Annotated in this window: 16 protein-coding genes, 1 tRNA gene and 1 other annotated feature; of the genes, 5 read left to right on the forward strand and 12 right to left on the reverse strand. The window is 46.9% G+C overall.

Going from position 1 to position 13900, the window contains the following annotated elements:
- Position 1: 1 nt before the first annotated feature.
- Positions 2–76: a sequence feature (ribosomal protein L21 leader region), on the reverse strand.
- Between the two features lie 52 nt (positions 77–128).
- The 3 genes from G6R27_RS01835 to G6R27_RS01845 all read right to left on the reverse strand — a co-directional run bounded on the left by G6R27_RS01835 (position 129) and on the right by G6R27_RS01845 (position 2191).
- Positions 129–854 (reverse strand): TetR/AcrR family transcriptional regulator, encoded by a 726-nt coding sequence (locus G6R27_RS01835; RefSeq protein WP_213819381.1) that lies wholly within the window; start codon positions 852–854, stop codon positions 129–131.
- 186 nt (positions 855–1040) lie between these two features.
- Entirely contained in the window at positions 1041–1799 is a 759-nt protein-coding gene (gene pnuC / locus G6R27_RS01840) for a nicotinamide riboside transporter PnuC (RefSeq protein WP_213819382.1), read from the reverse strand.
- A gap of 44 nt (positions 1800–1843) precedes the next feature.
- Positions 1844–2191 (reverse strand): DMT family transporter, encoded by a 348-nt coding sequence (locus G6R27_RS01845; protein ID WP_230791125.1) that lies wholly within the window; start codon positions 2189–2191, stop codon positions 1844–1846.
- Positions 2192–2356: 165 nt separating this feature from the next.
- Here G6R27_RS01845 and G6R27_RS01850 point away from each other — a divergent pair.
- A tRNA-Arg gene (locus tag G6R27_RS01850) sits at positions 2357–2430 on the forward strand.
- Between the two features lie 275 nt (positions 2431–2705).
- A complete protein-coding gene (locus G6R27_RS01855; protein ID WP_213819383.1) occupies positions 2706–2972 on the forward strand; it encodes a hypothetical protein in 267 nt (88 codons plus the stop codon).
- 46 nt (positions 2973–3018) lie between these two features.
- Here G6R27_RS01855 and G6R27_RS01860 read toward each other — a convergent pair whose 3' ends face one another.
- The 6 genes from G6R27_RS01860 to G6R27_RS01885 all read right to left on the reverse strand — a co-directional run bounded on the left by G6R27_RS01860 (position 3019) and on the right by G6R27_RS01885 (position 8094).
- Complete coding sequence (locus G6R27_RS01860; RefSeq protein WP_213819384.1) at positions 3019–4128, reverse strand: hypothetical protein; 1110 nt, start codon at positions 4126–4128, stop codon at positions 3019–3021.
- Entirely contained in the window at positions 4125–4943 is an 819-nt protein-coding gene (locus G6R27_RS01865) for a DUF443 domain-containing protein (RefSeq protein ID WP_213819385.1), read from the reverse strand. Before G6R27_RS01865 ends, G6R27_RS01860 begins: the two co-directional genes overlap by 4 nt.
- 44 nt (positions 4944–4987) lie before the next feature.
- Positions 4988–5254, reverse strand: coding sequence for a DUF4176 domain-containing protein (locus G6R27_RS01870; RefSeq protein ID WP_213819386.1), 267 nt, complete (start codon positions 5252–5254; stop codon positions 4988–4990).
- 359 nt (positions 5255–5613) lie between these two features.
- Complete coding sequence (trmB, locus tag G6R27_RS01875; protein WP_213819387.1) at positions 5614–6273, reverse strand: tRNA (guanosine(46)-N7)-methyltransferase TrmB; 660 nt, start codon at positions 6271–6273, stop codon at positions 5614–5616.
- Between the two features lie 31 nt (positions 6274–6304).
- Positions 6305–7387 carry an ABC transporter permease gene (locus G6R27_RS01880; protein ID WP_213819388.1) on the reverse strand — a complete coding sequence of 361 codons (1083 nt, stop codon included), beginning with the start codon at positions 7385–7387 and terminating at the stop codon, positions 6305–6307.
- Positions 7384–8094 (reverse strand): ABC transporter ATP-binding protein, encoded by a 711-nt coding sequence (locus G6R27_RS01885; protein WP_213819389.1) that lies wholly within the window; start codon positions 8092–8094, stop codon positions 7384–7386. The genes G6R27_RS01880 and G6R27_RS01885 overlap by 4 nt, the downstream gene beginning before the upstream one ends.
- Positions 8095–8167: 73 nt before the next feature.
- On the opposite strand from G6R27_RS01885, the gene G6R27_RS01890 reads away from it, so the two are divergent.
- The 3 genes from G6R27_RS01890 to G6R27_RS01900 all read left to right on the forward strand — a co-directional run bounded on the left by G6R27_RS01890 (position 8168) and on the right by G6R27_RS01900 (position 9780).
- Positions 8168–8596, forward strand: a complete 429-nt coding sequence (locus tag G6R27_RS01890; protein ID WP_213819390.1) for an HIT family protein — start codon at positions 8168–8170, stop codon at positions 8594–8596.
- Positions 8596–8811: a hypothetical protein gene (locus G6R27_RS01895; RefSeq protein ID WP_213819391.1), complete on the forward strand. Its 216-nt coding sequence runs from the start codon at positions 8596–8598 to the stop codon at positions 8809–8811. Before G6R27_RS01890 ends, G6R27_RS01895 begins: the two co-directional genes overlap by 1 nt.
- 63 nt (positions 8812–8874) lie before the next feature.
- Positions 8875–9780 carry a peptidylprolyl isomerase gene (locus tag G6R27_RS01900; RefSeq protein ID WP_213819392.1) on the forward strand — a complete coding sequence of 302 codons (906 nt, stop codon included), beginning with the start codon at positions 8875–8877 and terminating at the stop codon, positions 9778–9780.
- A gap of 90 nt (positions 9781–9870) precedes the next feature.
- Here G6R27_RS01900 and G6R27_RS01905 read toward each other — a convergent pair whose 3' ends face one another.
- From G6R27_RS01905 to G6R27_RS01915, 3 genes are all read right to left on the reverse strand, one after another.
- The gene (locus tag G6R27_RS01905; RefSeq protein ID WP_213819393.1) at positions 9871–12297 is read right to left on the reverse strand and encodes an ATP-binding protein; all 2427 of its coding nucleotides are present in this window, start codon (positions 12295–12297) and stop codon (positions 9871–9873) included.
- Entirely contained in the window at positions 12287–13462 is a 1176-nt protein-coding gene (locus G6R27_RS01910; RefSeq protein ID WP_213819394.1) for a metallophosphoesterase family protein, read from the reverse strand. Before G6R27_RS01910 ends, G6R27_RS01905 begins: the two co-directional genes overlap by 11 nt.
- Before the next feature lie 171 nt (positions 13463–13633).
- On the reverse strand, positions 13634–13900 hold the full coding sequence (locus G6R27_RS01915; RefSeq protein ID WP_213819395.1) for a DUF7671 family protein: 267 nt from the start codon (positions 13898–13900) through the stop codon (positions 13634–13636).

Below are 13900 nucleotides of genomic sequence, written 5' to 3' on the forward strand. Positions count from 1 at the left end.
CTTTTATACTTAGACTCACCGATACGAGGCGGTTTTAAAACGTTCTTCTACCTGCATCGTGTGGTTGTAGCTGCGCTAACAACTCATTAAGTATAGCAAGGAATGCGTTGAATTGCAAAAAGCGATTCTTATAATTTGCCAAGCACCGTCTCTTTTGTTGTGCGGGGTTCCACCGGCTCTTCGAAAACTTTCTTAGCGCCTTGATCGATTTCACTTTGCTTCATGATGGAAGAAAGCATATCACTTCTGTTTTCCGCCACGCTTTCTTCTTCGTCTTCTGGAACGCCGATTGAAAAATCAAACAACGCTTGCGCAGATTTTTTGGTCTTTCCCGAAGTTCCTTTCCATAAAGACTTGAATTCCATCACCAAATCAATGGTGGAAAAGGGCATTCCTTCTTCTAGCCAAAGCGAAACCGCGGCAAAGTAAGCAGCCGTCATCATCTCCCATTGAAAAATAATCCGCGTTTTTAAAGCAGAAGATCGTAACTGCTGCAATGCGTCGTCTCGTTGCTCTCGCAACGTCATCATCAATAAAAAGAGTAACTCGGTATCCTTCTGGTGATTAAAAACTTCGTGAAAAAAAGGGGCACGCTCCGCAATCAATTCCACAATCCGATGACAGGCAAAGCCGTTTTGATTGCCTTCCAACAAAGTTCGCACGATGTAGTGATTGACGTCATTCACCAGATCTTGCTTATTACAGTAATGGCGGTAAAAGGTTCCCCTCGTCACATGGGCTGCGGTCAGAAGTTCTGAAATCGAAAAATGGTCCGATTCTGTCAAGAGGTCTAAAGCAGCCTCGCGCATCGCAAGGCGAGAGCGAATTACCCGAGCGTCAATTGTTCTACTCATCTTTCTTCCTTCTTTCGTTATCGTCTTTTGTAAACTTTTTCACGCTGAGTATAGCAAGGTCTTCTAATAGTAGCCTCTTTTTTGTCCCGAAATGACAAAAGAGGTTGATTTTTTGTCCTAACTGACAAATAATCAACCTCTTGCTTGCTTTTTTTATTTTTCGTGATTAAAAAATCACCAAGCCTTTTACTTTGCTGCTTTGATAGCCCGAGCCCATGGTGAGAAGAACAGACCAAGGACATCGTTTCCCAAGTAAAGGATGTAAGTTGCAAAAAGTACCCAATTGGCGTCTCCTTGCAAAGCCGTAAGGCCCCAAAGTGAAACCGACAGGATTCCCTGCAAAGCCCACATCCAGTATTGTGAACGGTACTTTGAAACCGTCAACACCGCACCGGTGATTCCGATCGTTGCCGAAAAGGCATCGATGACGGGACGTGGCGAAATCAAAATCTGAGTATCCATAATGTAAAGCAGGATAAAGGCAATCACGGCAGTTGTTGCGGCAACAACCCAACCCCGTTGCCCCATTGGCTTAATCTTGCGGTTTTGCCAAGCATTACCGAAGAACATAAAGTTCAAATCCAAAGTGATCAAGTAAATCATTTGCATCACGATATCGGAATAGTTCTTCGAGTGGAAGGCCACAATCGAGATCAAGATAGCGGAAATGAAACCTAACAATCCGTTGATTCGACGGTTAGCCGTAATGGCCAAGGTGCAAGTGAAGCCGATCGCTCCTCCAAGCATCGACATCACGGACAAGTAGTTCAGGCCGTGAGCCAATCCCGTCGAAATAATGACAACTAGACCAATTGCCAACCATACGTATGATGAGCGGTCCCATCCAGAGAAACCTTCCTTGTAATATGACCAAGTGAAGATTTGCTTCATGTTTTCCTTAACTTCTGGCCAGGTGAAGCCAGTTGCGGTTTTGTTCTCTGCCATGTTTCCTCCTCAATATGCTCAAGGACAGGCTTCCTTGAGAAATGTTAATGTACGCGCCCAAAGAGATTGACCAAAATCACACCGACGATTAAAAAGGCTAAACCAAGGATGGTCTGCCAATTCAACGGCGCCTTAAAGACAAGCACACTTAAGCTCGTGATAATAAGTATACCACTAGCCGACCAAATGGCATATGCTAAATGGACGGGAATTGATTTTACAACAAGTGCTAGTAAATAGAACGAAAGCCCGTAGCAAGCCAATGTCAAAAAAGTTGGTAATAATTTTGTAAAACCATTCGTTTGGCCAATCAAAGCCGTACCAGTGGTTTCGGCAATAACCGCTAAGGCAAGATAAAGATACGATAACATTTCCATCTCCTTTGCTACCAAATGATTATCCTGGAATTTCTAGTCAATAACAAGGATAACATTTCTCTTCTAAAAGACGTCTTCAAAAAGCCGCCAAATCAATCAATTGACGACCTCTTCTTTTTTATCCTTCTCTTTATTTTACCCGATTTTTTTGCTAAACTAAGACGTATTCCTTATAAATTTGCACTGGTAGCTCAGCTGGATAGAGCAGCCGGTTTCTACCCGGCAGGTCGAGGGTTCGACTCCCCCTCAGTGCATTACACCTTATTGGTATAGCAACGTTTATACGCATTGTGTAGCAAATTAGTAGCAAATCAATAAAAAAACACCCTAATTTCGATTAAGAAACTAGGGTGTTTTTCTTTGCCCTATCGGAAAGTGGCAACTTTTAAAAAAGCAAGGCTTCCCTATTTTGCATTGCCCAAATGTTTATCGTTTGCATTTTATACTGAGTCCAATACAATAAGAGTGTTCCTTCTTTTTAGAAGGCCCGTGTAACACGCAATCCAAATCATCTGAAAGGCATCATCCAATGGTACAATATAACTTCATTGTCGCTTCAGCTCGCGTCGAAACGGACGTGTCCTTACCTGTTCGTCCACAAACCGGCGACGTTATCTCCCTTTCGGCTGGTGTCTCCACCCCTCATTACTTGGTGCACCGCGTCGAACTTTTTGCTAACTCCGACATTGTTAACGTCCACGTTCAGCGCTTCCCTGACCAACTGTCAGCTAAGCTGGCCATCGATGGTTTCCGCAACATGCGCAACTTTTTGCGTGATGAGGATGAAAGCAAGTAAGAGATGAGAAAAGCCCCGAATGGGGCTTTTTGTTTGGCTAAATTTTTTACATTGAACTGAACTTATTCGCCCACTCACGATCGTGCTGGTGGCTGTGCGCCATCACATTCCGGATAGCAACAATCATGTCGTCGAGCAACCTCAACTCTGCTTGAATGTCGTGTTCCACTTCGGCAATCGCTGCATGATCCACATTGGCATCCACGGACAAACGATAACTCTGCACCACTTCTTGAATATCGGCATGCGTGATTGTCGGAATGTTATACGCCAACCTGGTAATTCGTCCAAAATCTTCGTTCATTTCTGGCACAATACTTCGGTTGATTCGTTGAATTTCTAACAACGGTTCCTTTGCAGCTTGCAACTCGCGGATCGCTTTGGATAGCGCTGCATCGTCAATCAGAATTTGGGCCGAAGACCTGACGACGCTGTAAGTTTTTTCAACATTTTTAGCAACGCGAGCGGCACCGACTTTCAAGGTGTCGTAAGTATCAAGGACACCTTCGCCAATGCGGTTTTCGAAGTTGCGAACAGCGGGAACATTGCGTCGTAACGCATCATTTCCCATCGCAACACCAGCCCCAACTCCTAAAACTACAGGAATTGGAAGAGCAACCCCCATTATAGCCGCAGCACCAACAGTTAGAGACGTAGAAACCAATCCCACCGATACATTCTTTCCTATAGTTTCTTTAGCGAATTTCTTAGTATGAGGTCCAACAGCCAAATCAATGGCAGTACTTAGTGGAATTCCAACAATCGATTCGGAAGAGCCTTTGGCAATCATAGAACCAGCTTTACCAACACCTTGTCGAACAGAAGATGTTTGAATATTTTGCTTTACGATTTGTGCATTCGTGGCGTTCGAACCCTTAAGGAAGCGTCCGACTTTATCTCTTAAAACTCTTTTCTCAAATTCACGATTAGCAACACTCTTTGTATGCATCGCATAAACATTCTCAAAAGATATTTTCGAGGCATTCCCCGCGCGACGAGAAACATACTTTATTCCTAAAGCGTTATCTCTCACCCAATGATTCAGCGATCGATTGTAATATCCAAACGGGGAATTCACTTGATCATTTTGCTGAATATTCACACTCCCGTCCAGAACGACAGAATATGACTTATCATACATAGAAAAGTGTCTCATTTCATTGCCTCCTGCACAGTAACATGCTTTATCGAGAAATTTTTATGTTTCAAAGGCAGCAAAGGAACGTTTACCCAAGCCCAAATTCCAATTGAATTTTCAATTGCAAATATCAGACCAACAAGCGCCCAATAAACCGTGTTTGGATGTTCAGGAACCGTATTCAGTTGTAAGTACAGTAGTAACCAAAAGCAACCGCAAAATAAAAGAACTAACAGTCGTGAAATAAACTTTATTAATATCGAACTCGTCATCGGAAATCGGAAAAACACTTTCGAAGCCACCATATTTCCTGCTCTTTCTGCAACAAATTCCTCCAATTTTTTTCTATCATTATCCAGTTTTCTCTTCTGATTTTTGCTGTGTTTACGCCAAAAAGTAAAAAACAAAACAAATAGCAACAGTGGAATGATGCTAAAAATCGCAACTGTAATCATCGCTTCACCATGCGCAAGATAATTGTCATTGGGCAGGAAAATTGATAAAAATCCGGTAAGCCCAGCTAACGCACTTGGTGCTGCATAATAAGAAATATCATTACTTTTTTTATTACGCTTAATTTGTGGTTCCGGTGTTTCTCCAATACCCGCAATGTTATAAACTTCCTTTTTCTTCACTTCCCACGCATCATGTGGGAACAGATTAATCAGAAAAGGAAACCACTTCACGATATAGCGAGGTGTTTGGTATTTTACGAGATACCACTTTTTGTCATAATGTAGCCAACCATATGGCGTAATCCAATTAGAGATACCGGTTTTTTGATTGAAACGAATACCGTAGAGCTGGCCGGTTGAGTGTTTATTCGTCTTCATAATCATCTTCTACACCCACAATGTTACCTTTCTGATATTCGCCTTCATTCGCTCAATACAGCTTGATATCGCTGTCCATCATCATCCGAATAGCCTTCGAATACTACAGAATCCACATCTTCCGCATTAAAATAATACAGGCGCTCAGTCTCATAGTCTTGCGGATATATAGCGCCTAAATAATCGTAGTAAGTAGGTAGTTCATCCTCTTCATTTTCGAGCAGTTGTCCGCGAGCGAAAACGACTAATTTCAACGTTCCTTGCTTCAAATAAAGAACAGTTCCAACTGGGTAAAATTCTGTTTTATTCATTTTTCTCTCTTACTGAAATCGCATCTTCGAGGCCATTCAGTTTAATTACTTACTCAAAGGTTAATGTTTGCCTTTCAAGATAATTCTGATGCGCCTTCTCAATTTTTAGTTGAACACTTAATAGCTAGTGTTTTTTCGTCATCTTCAAAGCTAATCATTTCGTCATCAAAAAATTTTGGATTTTCCATTTTTTAAATCCTCCTTTCTACTAACAAAACTGCCTTTAACTACCGCCAGTATAACCCCTTCAAAACCCTAATACAACAGGCCTGACGCATGTTATACAAAGGTCGTAAAAGTGTCTAATAACGAAAAAAATCCCCCGAGATTATCGAGGGATTTTTGCGTACTTTTTTCTTTTAGAAATGCGCCTTAATCTTGTAGATTGGCTGTCCCTTGGCCAGGAACTTTTCTTCGTATTCGGTCTTGATGTTACCTTCGACCTTGTCTGGATCGGCGTGCAAGTCGAGCGTGAAGTCTTCGGGCGTCCAGCGCATACCAAAGTCCATGAAGGAAACCATGGAGTATTCGAACAAGTGACGGTTATCCGTCTTGAATTCGATTTCGCCACCTTCAGGCAAGACGGCCTTGTAGGAAGACAAGAAAGACTTGTAAGTCAAACGACGAGCTTCGTGACGGGTCTTTGGCCATGGATCAGAGAAGTTCAGGTAAATCTTTTGGATTTCCGCCTTCTCAAAGTAAGTTTCGACACCCGAACCGTTCCCGTAGAGGTATCGGAGGTTAGGCAAAACCCCAACTTGGTCAAAGGACTTACGGGCCGCAATCGCCACAGCCGTTTCCTGAATTTCCATTCCGATGTAATTGATTTCAGGGTGCGCCAAAGCCATCCCCAAAATGAACTGTCCCTTACCGGAACCAATCTCGACGTGGATGGGCTGTTTTTTATCAAAAACATCTTGCCAGTGGCCCTTTTGTTCTTGGGCGCGGTTTTGGTCGATGACCAAATCAGTGTGGGCCTCAAGCCAAGGCTTGGCCCATGGTTTTGAACGTAAATGCATCAGAATTCTCCTTCAATATTGAACATTTTTCTTATTTTCGATGGGTAATGGCTAGCATGGCCACCATGGTGCAGAACATCAGTCCGGCTGTTTGTATCGTAAACAGCCAAAGGCTGAGCAGCACCAGCAGCCCGGTCAATGGGCAAAGCAACCAGTTCACCGCGATGTTAAAGTCCCGCTTTCGTGCCTTTTCATTTGAAAAGAGCAAGCGCGTCCAAAGAACTTGATCGTTGCGATCAAGACCCGAACGCAGCTGACGCTTGGCCAAATAAAGGAAAGCCAAAACGACCAAAACTGGCCAGTAAGCCGCCTGTCCTCTGAGGACAAAAAGCAACAAAATCACCAACAACCACTGCCGAAAGACCAGGTTGAAGGCCCCGTCATAGCGGAGCAGTTGCCGAAAAGCGAGCGCTGCAAATGGCCGCTTGCCAAAAGTGATCTTGCTCAGTATAAAATCCAAATAAGCCCGGCGCTTAATCGCAACCGACCGCCCCGGCACTTGCGCGAACAAGGCAAAGAAGCGGTAACGGCGATTCTCCTGCTGCTTAGCTTGTGCGATGGCTGCAGAAAAAGCCACAGTCCGCTGGCCGCTTGGGTAGAGCAAGAACAACTTCTGGTACTCAAAAAAGAGCCCATAGGCTTTGGTTAACACGAGCAGCAAGAGCAGTCCCACCTGGCAGACAAAAGGCAAGCCGGCACGCGTTTGCAGCGGCAGTGTTAATAGCCAGATGATCGCCTGAACCGGCAGCCAGGACCAAAGCGATTGACGAAAGGCAGCAGGCAAGTAGTCTTTCACCAAGAAGTCGTCGGCCCCAAGTAAAAAGACCCGGTCAGCCTCTTCCAGATAAGTCTGGACGTGACCTAGCATTAGCCCGGCCAGCAAGATACCAAGCAAAAGCAGCTGCCAGACTGAAAGAGCACTGCCAAAGAGCGCCAAAGGCTCTGCCTGATAATGCCGGTAAAGCAGAACAAGGCCACCAAAGGCAATCATCAAAAAGACGATGAAATGGTCGTTGAAGAGCAGCTTTAGGTAGCTCTTGGTTTCGGTCCGCTTTTGCTGGCTGCGGCTTTCGTATAACTTTTCCAATTCAATTGTTTGCTTTTCTTGACTCATGAAAAGAGCGCATCCAAATCACTTTCAGACAAATGATGAGAAGAAGCCAACGCTTCGGCCGAACCGAAGAAGCTTAGCCTGCCCTCTTCCAGCAAGGCAAAGTCGTCCACGTAGGCGGACGCCTGACTGAGCAAGTGGGTTGTGAGTAAGACCGCCGTTCCGGCCGCTGCCCGTTCCTTCATCAGATCAATTAGCTGCTTTTGTGCCAAGACGTCCAAGCCTAAGAAAGGCTCATCAATGACCAAGAGTTTGGTATCGAGCGCAAAGGCCGAAACCAGCATCACCTTTTGCCGCATTCCCTTTGAAAAATGCACGGGCAACCAGTGGCCCTTGCCGGTCAAGCGAAAGAGTGCCAAGAGTTCTTCGACACGAGCCCAGTGGGCCGCATCGTCTTGCTTGTGCGCAGCCAAGACCAAATGCAGGTGCTCATCCAAAGTCAGCTCGTCATACAAAACGGGCTGCTCGGGGATGTAGGCCAGTTCGTTCTTGTAGGCGGCTGGATTCTCTTCCAAAGAGAACTCGTCCAAGGTCAACGAACCGGCCAAAGGGCGCTTTAAACCAATGACTTGCTTCAAGGTCGTCGATTTACCAGCCCCGTTCAAGCCAATCAAGGCCACGATTCGTCCAGCTGGAACCGCAAAGGTCAGGTCCGAGACCACGGTTTGGCCGGCATAGCCGGCTGTCAAATTGTCGATATGTAATCCCATGGTCTTCATTATACCAGGCCCTGTTGACTTTGCTATAATATATAGTAGAAAAACCAAAAAAGGAGTACTTCTTATGGCAGATATTTTCGACAAAATCATTGAGGGTGAAATCCCCTCATACAAAGTCTATGAAGACGCTGACGTCTTGGCTTTCTTGGACATTTCCCAGGTAACCCCAGGCCACACGCTCTTGGTTCCCAAGAAGCACGTTGACAACATCTTCGACTATGACGATGAAACGGCCCAAAAAGTTCTCTTAACCCTACCAAAGTTGGCGCGGGCTATCCGCAAGACAAATCCAAAGATTACCGGGATGAACATTTCATCAAACAACGGCGAATCAGCTGGACAGACCGTCATGCACTCGCACTGGCACCTGATCCCCCGATTTGACGATGATCACTTGAACGAAACGCTCGTGCCAACAATCGACCACTCAGCAGATTACGACGATGCTCGTTATCAAGAACTAGCCGACCAGATTAAGAAAGCGTTGTCCTAATGGCTTTTGAAAACGTTAAACGAATCATCACACAACTAAAAGAAATCAACGCCTTGCAAAAGCAGGCCAAAAAACAAGGCGCCACACTGCAACGGGCCATCAAGGATAGTCAAAAAGATATTGAGGCGATCAAGCGCGACGTCAACCGGTATCAGTTCAAAATCAAGGGTCCCCTAGCCCGTATTCAAGAAACCTTGGCCAAGCACGATTCATGAGCCAATCCCTTTCGCCTATGTTAGAATGGTAGGGATTATCAAGAGATGAGAGGACACATCAACATGCACCGTAAACTTATTTGGGGCGTCATTGCCATTGTTTTCGTTTCTGGTTTGACTTACTTGGCCGTCAACGGTTCCAAGACTTTGGCAACAACCGATAACGGAAAGATTACGCAAGCCGACTATTATGACGAAGTCAAGCAATCAGCTGCTGGCCGCCAGGTCTTTGCTCAGATGGTGGTTAACAAAGTCTTAGACAAAAACTATGGCAAGCAAGTCACTGATTCCGATGTGAACAAGCAGTACCAAGTATTAAAAGCTCAGTACGGCGATGAAAAATTCAAGGAATACTTAAGCCAATCCGGAATGAGTGTCAAACAATATAAAAAGACCTTACGCGACAAGCAAGTCATGCAGGCCGCTGTCAAAGCAAACTATAAGATCTCTTCCGCTCAATTAGCTGAGGCTTACGAAAACTATGTACCAGACACAAAAGTCTCCTTAATTACTGCAAAGAGCGAAGACGATGCCCAGGCTGCCATCGACGAACTCGATGCTGGCTCATCGTGGGATGACGTCTATAACCAGTATTCCCAGAAGAATTCAGCGGTTTCGGGAACTGGCCAAATGCCTGCCTTTGACTCAACGAATACATCCGTTGATTCTGAAATTCGTAAGGCCGGCTTTAATCAAGAAGCGGGTGACTACTCTACTTCTCCGGTGAAGGCGTCAAACGGCATCTACTACGTGGTACGCACGGACAGCATGGATGAAAAGCCCGCCCAATCCAAAGTGGAACAAAAGCTAAAAGATAAGATCACCAACGACTTTATTAACGACAGCAATAACCAGGACGAAATGAAGAAAATCGTTGGAAAATTGTTGAACAAAGCCAACGTCAATGTTAAGGATTCAGATTTGAAGACGGCCTTATCGGGCTACTACAAGGCTGGCTTGAATAACTAATGACCAAGAAAAACAGCGATCCGATGAAAATCGGGTCGCTGTTTTTGTGTGCAGACATCGTTTAATTAAACGTTAGAAGCACCATGTTTCTCAATGAGCCGCTAGCTCAATTGCCCCCTCACCCGCCTGCTGCTGGTCAAAGGTCCAGTAGAGAATCTGATTATCAGAGGAAAGCTCTTTTAAGAGCGCCAGACTGGCTTGCTTACGTTTTTCATCCAAATGAACAAGGGCATCGTCGACCAAGAGTGGCAATGGCTCTTTTTCGTGGACCGTCGAGGCCAAGGCCAAGCGCAGGGCTAAGAAGAGCAAGTCACGGCTTCCGGATGAAAGCTCGAACGGCTGGAAGATCTGGTCATTTTCACCCGAAACCGTTAGCTGTCCCTTGACCAATCCAATCGTCTGGTAGCTTCCTTCGGTCAATTGAGCCAAGTAGGCTGAGGCCCGTTCTAAAACGGCCTGGGCCTGCTGATCTTCTTTGCCAAGAAAGGCCTTCTTGACGACCTCTTCTGCCAAAGACAAAGCCAGATAACGGCTGAAGTTTTCTTTTAGGTCGGTCTTCTGGTTTTCTTCCTCCTGCTCAAAGGCAGCCAGACCGCCCGTCCGCTCAAACTGAGCCTTTTGGCTTTGTAAATTAGCCAGCTCTTGTTGGGCTTGGCGTTCTTTTTCTTGAGACTGGTCGAGTGCCAGCTGGGCTTGCTCGATTTCTTCTTTCAGTCGACTCTCCGCCTGCTCACCATCACGCTGCTCGCGCTGCTGGAGCGTTCTGAGTAGTTCTTCGCCCAACTGCTCGGCGATAATTGACTGACGTGAGGCTTCGTGTTCGGCCTGCTCGCTTGCCTCCGCCAGCTCATAGAAGGTCTGCACGTCGCTCAAACCAAAGACGGCCAAAGCTTCGCTCAACTGTCTCTGGTTCTCGGCCAGCTTGTTACGGAGTTCTTCTTCGGTGCGAAGCGCTTCCTTCAGGCGCAAGGCATTTTGTGCTTGCCCTTCGTCGCCCTTTTCCTGTTCGGCCAGCCAGTTTTCTGCCCAGCGCGCAGCCTGGCCATTGGCCCAGTATTGGCTGTCATTTCGGCTGACCAAGTTGTTTTGAACGAGCAACCCAAGCAATTCATGGTCCAGCTGATCACGTTTTTCGCTTAGCTGACGGAAGTCTTCCTGGTCCTGGTTAGCCTGCTGAATGACATCCTGCTTGGCCAACACTTGGTCGAGTTTAAGGGGGGCAAAACGATCAAGAATTCGCATCTGCTGATTCTGCTTTTGAAAACGTGTAATCGCAAGACCGGCTGCCAATACCAGGAGTGTGCTCCCTAGCCAATTTGCAAAGCCAGTCAGCAGGATGGGAATCGAGGCAATCCCTGACAAGATGGCCCCGACAGTTAAGCCTTTCAGCGACTGTTTCAGAATATGGCGTTCTTGCTTGCTCAGCCTTTTAGGAAGGCCTTTTTCAAAGGCCTGATGAATGGACGAAAAATTGCTAAAGAGCTGCTGTGCTCGCGCCTGGACCGCCTGCCACTCTGATAGCCTGGCGCGGATCGGTTGAACGGCGGGCCGCTCACTTTGTGGGCGGGCGATGTCAGCTTGGAGCTGTTGCAGTTCGGCCTGGATTCGGGCGACTTGTTCGCTAAGAAAACGGCCGGACTGGTCGAGTTGCCGAATCTGTTGAGCCTGGGCCCGTTCGACTTGAGGCTGGCCGCTGGGAGGAGTAAAGGACTGGCTACCGCTTTTTTGTGGGGTAGCTTGCGCGTGCTTTTTTTGCAATTTTTCTCGGTAGATCGGCCAGTTCTGGAGCTCCTGCCTAAGGGCAGCAAGGTCGGACTGGCGGACGGTGATTTGCGCAGCGTAATTGGCTAATTGGTCGCGCAACGTTGTCTCCTGAGCTGCCAACTGCTGATAGGAAGCGTAGGCCGTCTCTTCGTCTGCACGACTATCTTGCAGCCTCTTGTATGCCCGGTTGGCCAGGTTGAGCGGTCGTTTGGCGTTTTTCCCCATTGCAAATAAGGACTGGCCAGCCTCGGCTTGCTTATTGGCCCAGGCCAAAAAGCGCTGCGCCTGGGGCCGGGTGTAGGTCAACAGTACCTGCTCGAGGTCTTCGTCCGTCAAGGAAGCCACTTTGGCCAATTCCGATTCGTCAAAGGAATAAATCTGCTCGAAATCAACGGATTCCAGAGGTGCAAAGAGTTTGACCAAGAACTTTTCCGGGTTGGGTAAGACCAAATCATTGGACAAGCTGGTCACCGTCAAGGTCGATTTGGTCCGGTCATAACGTTCAATCCTGTAGCGGCCTGATTGCAAGGCAATCGTTACCGCACCACCGTAACGAGCACCCGAACGTGGCTCATAGGACTGCGCCTTCTTGCCGCCTCTTGGAAAGCCGAAGAAAATACCAATAAGAAAGGCCTTCAACGTCGACTTTCCCGATTCGTTTTCCCCAAAAAAGACCTGAAAATCGTTTTTCAAATCAAAGTCGGCATCCGTCCATTTGCCAAAGCCACTAATGTGGATATGCTCAATTTTCATCTAGCTTACCTCCCTGTGCAAAAAGGCGCTGCAAAGCCTGTCGGACGGCCGCCTGACCTTCTTCTTGATTGAAATAATCGCGAACTTCCAAAGGGACTTCCTTGGACAAATGGGCCTGAAGCAGCTCACTTGTCACCGTTTCGTCAATGGCCTGCTCAAAACTGACCGAGGCAAAGGCCGGCTGCTCGTTCACCTCGACTTCTGCCAAGTCGACATGGATGGGCCAAAAGTTTTCCTTTCCCATTGCATGTTGAACCTGCTCGAGCAGATCACCGCGAGTAAAGGCCTCACGAACTTCTTCACCAATCCGACCAGTCAAACAAACGGAAAGGAAGCTTTTCTTCTCGAATCGTAGGTCCTTCATTTGCTGGACGAGCTCGACCAAGGAGGACACGTTATCAAAGCTTACTTCTTCGAAGCGAACCGGTGCCAGATCCAAGAATTCAGGCTGTAAAACACCCTGGCGCTCTCGAACAAGCAAGGCTCCCTTCGGCCCCTCTTCCTTTCGGTTGAGTCCCTGCAAATTGCCAGAATAGGCAATCGTTTTCTCTTCGTACAAAATTTGGCGAACGTGTATGTGGCCCAGGGCCCAGTAGTCATAGCCCTTCTTTAGCATATCCTGAATGGCAAAGGCCGCATAGTCATCCCCGCTTTGGCCCACCGAGCCGTGGTAAAGTCCGATTTCATAGTCAGCCTGACCATTTTTCACCGAAAATTCCGCCAAGCGGTCCCGCCTTTCAGCGCGATCAGCATAGGAGAAGCCGCTAAAGGCGACGCTTTGCCCATCTTTGGCCCGTAGCATTTTCTCTTCAACCTGCTGTCCGAAAACATGGACGTTTTCGGGCAAGCTCTCTATCAACGTGTTGAAGGCTTCGTAATCGTGATTACCAAATGATAGCAGCACTTGGATACCTACTTCCTGCAGTGTCAAAAAGCCTCGAACCAGCGTTGCCTGGACCTTGGCAGACCGTCCGGCCCCATGCAACAAGTCACCAGGGAACAAGACGAAGTCGACTTGTTCCGCCACTGCCCGTTCGATCAGGGCGTCAAAAGCTTGATAGCCAGCCTCCTGGATGGCTTTGGAAAATTGATTGGGTAGGTCTTTCGACAGTCCAGTGAAGGGATTGCCGAGATGAACGTCTCCGGCGTGGATAAATGACAGCATATGGCCTCCGATTTTTGCAAACAAATGTTCGTCTCTTCATTATACAAAAAGAAAACGCTTTTCAAAAGGACTCTAAGACAAGCAAAAAAGTCCCCGAACAAGTCGTTCGGAGACTTTTTAAATCAATTTGTATATGATCTTTGACTAAAAATCAGAGGCGATGCCAGACGTTTAGTCCAGCATTTCCTTCGTGAACCGCCCCATCGGTTGATAATCATGACGGTCTTTGAAGGACAGAGGCTCGACCTTAGCCAGGCGAACTTTCTGGTTTTGCTCAGTCAAAAAGACTTGTCCAGGACCTAAAAGCTTCCCCTTGGTATGCTTACCAATCCGCCAAGGATGCGACTTCTCCCCTTCTGCAACGAAGAGTTTGCCAGAAGCATCCTCCGTCAAGGGTTGACCGATCAAAATCGCAGTCTCATATTTGCTTTTGGCCAT

The organism is Fructobacillus papyriferae (assembly GCF_018437225.1).
Classification (GTDB): Bacteria; Bacillota; Bacilli; order Lactobacillales; family Lactobacillaceae; genus Fructobacillus; species Fructobacillus papyriferae.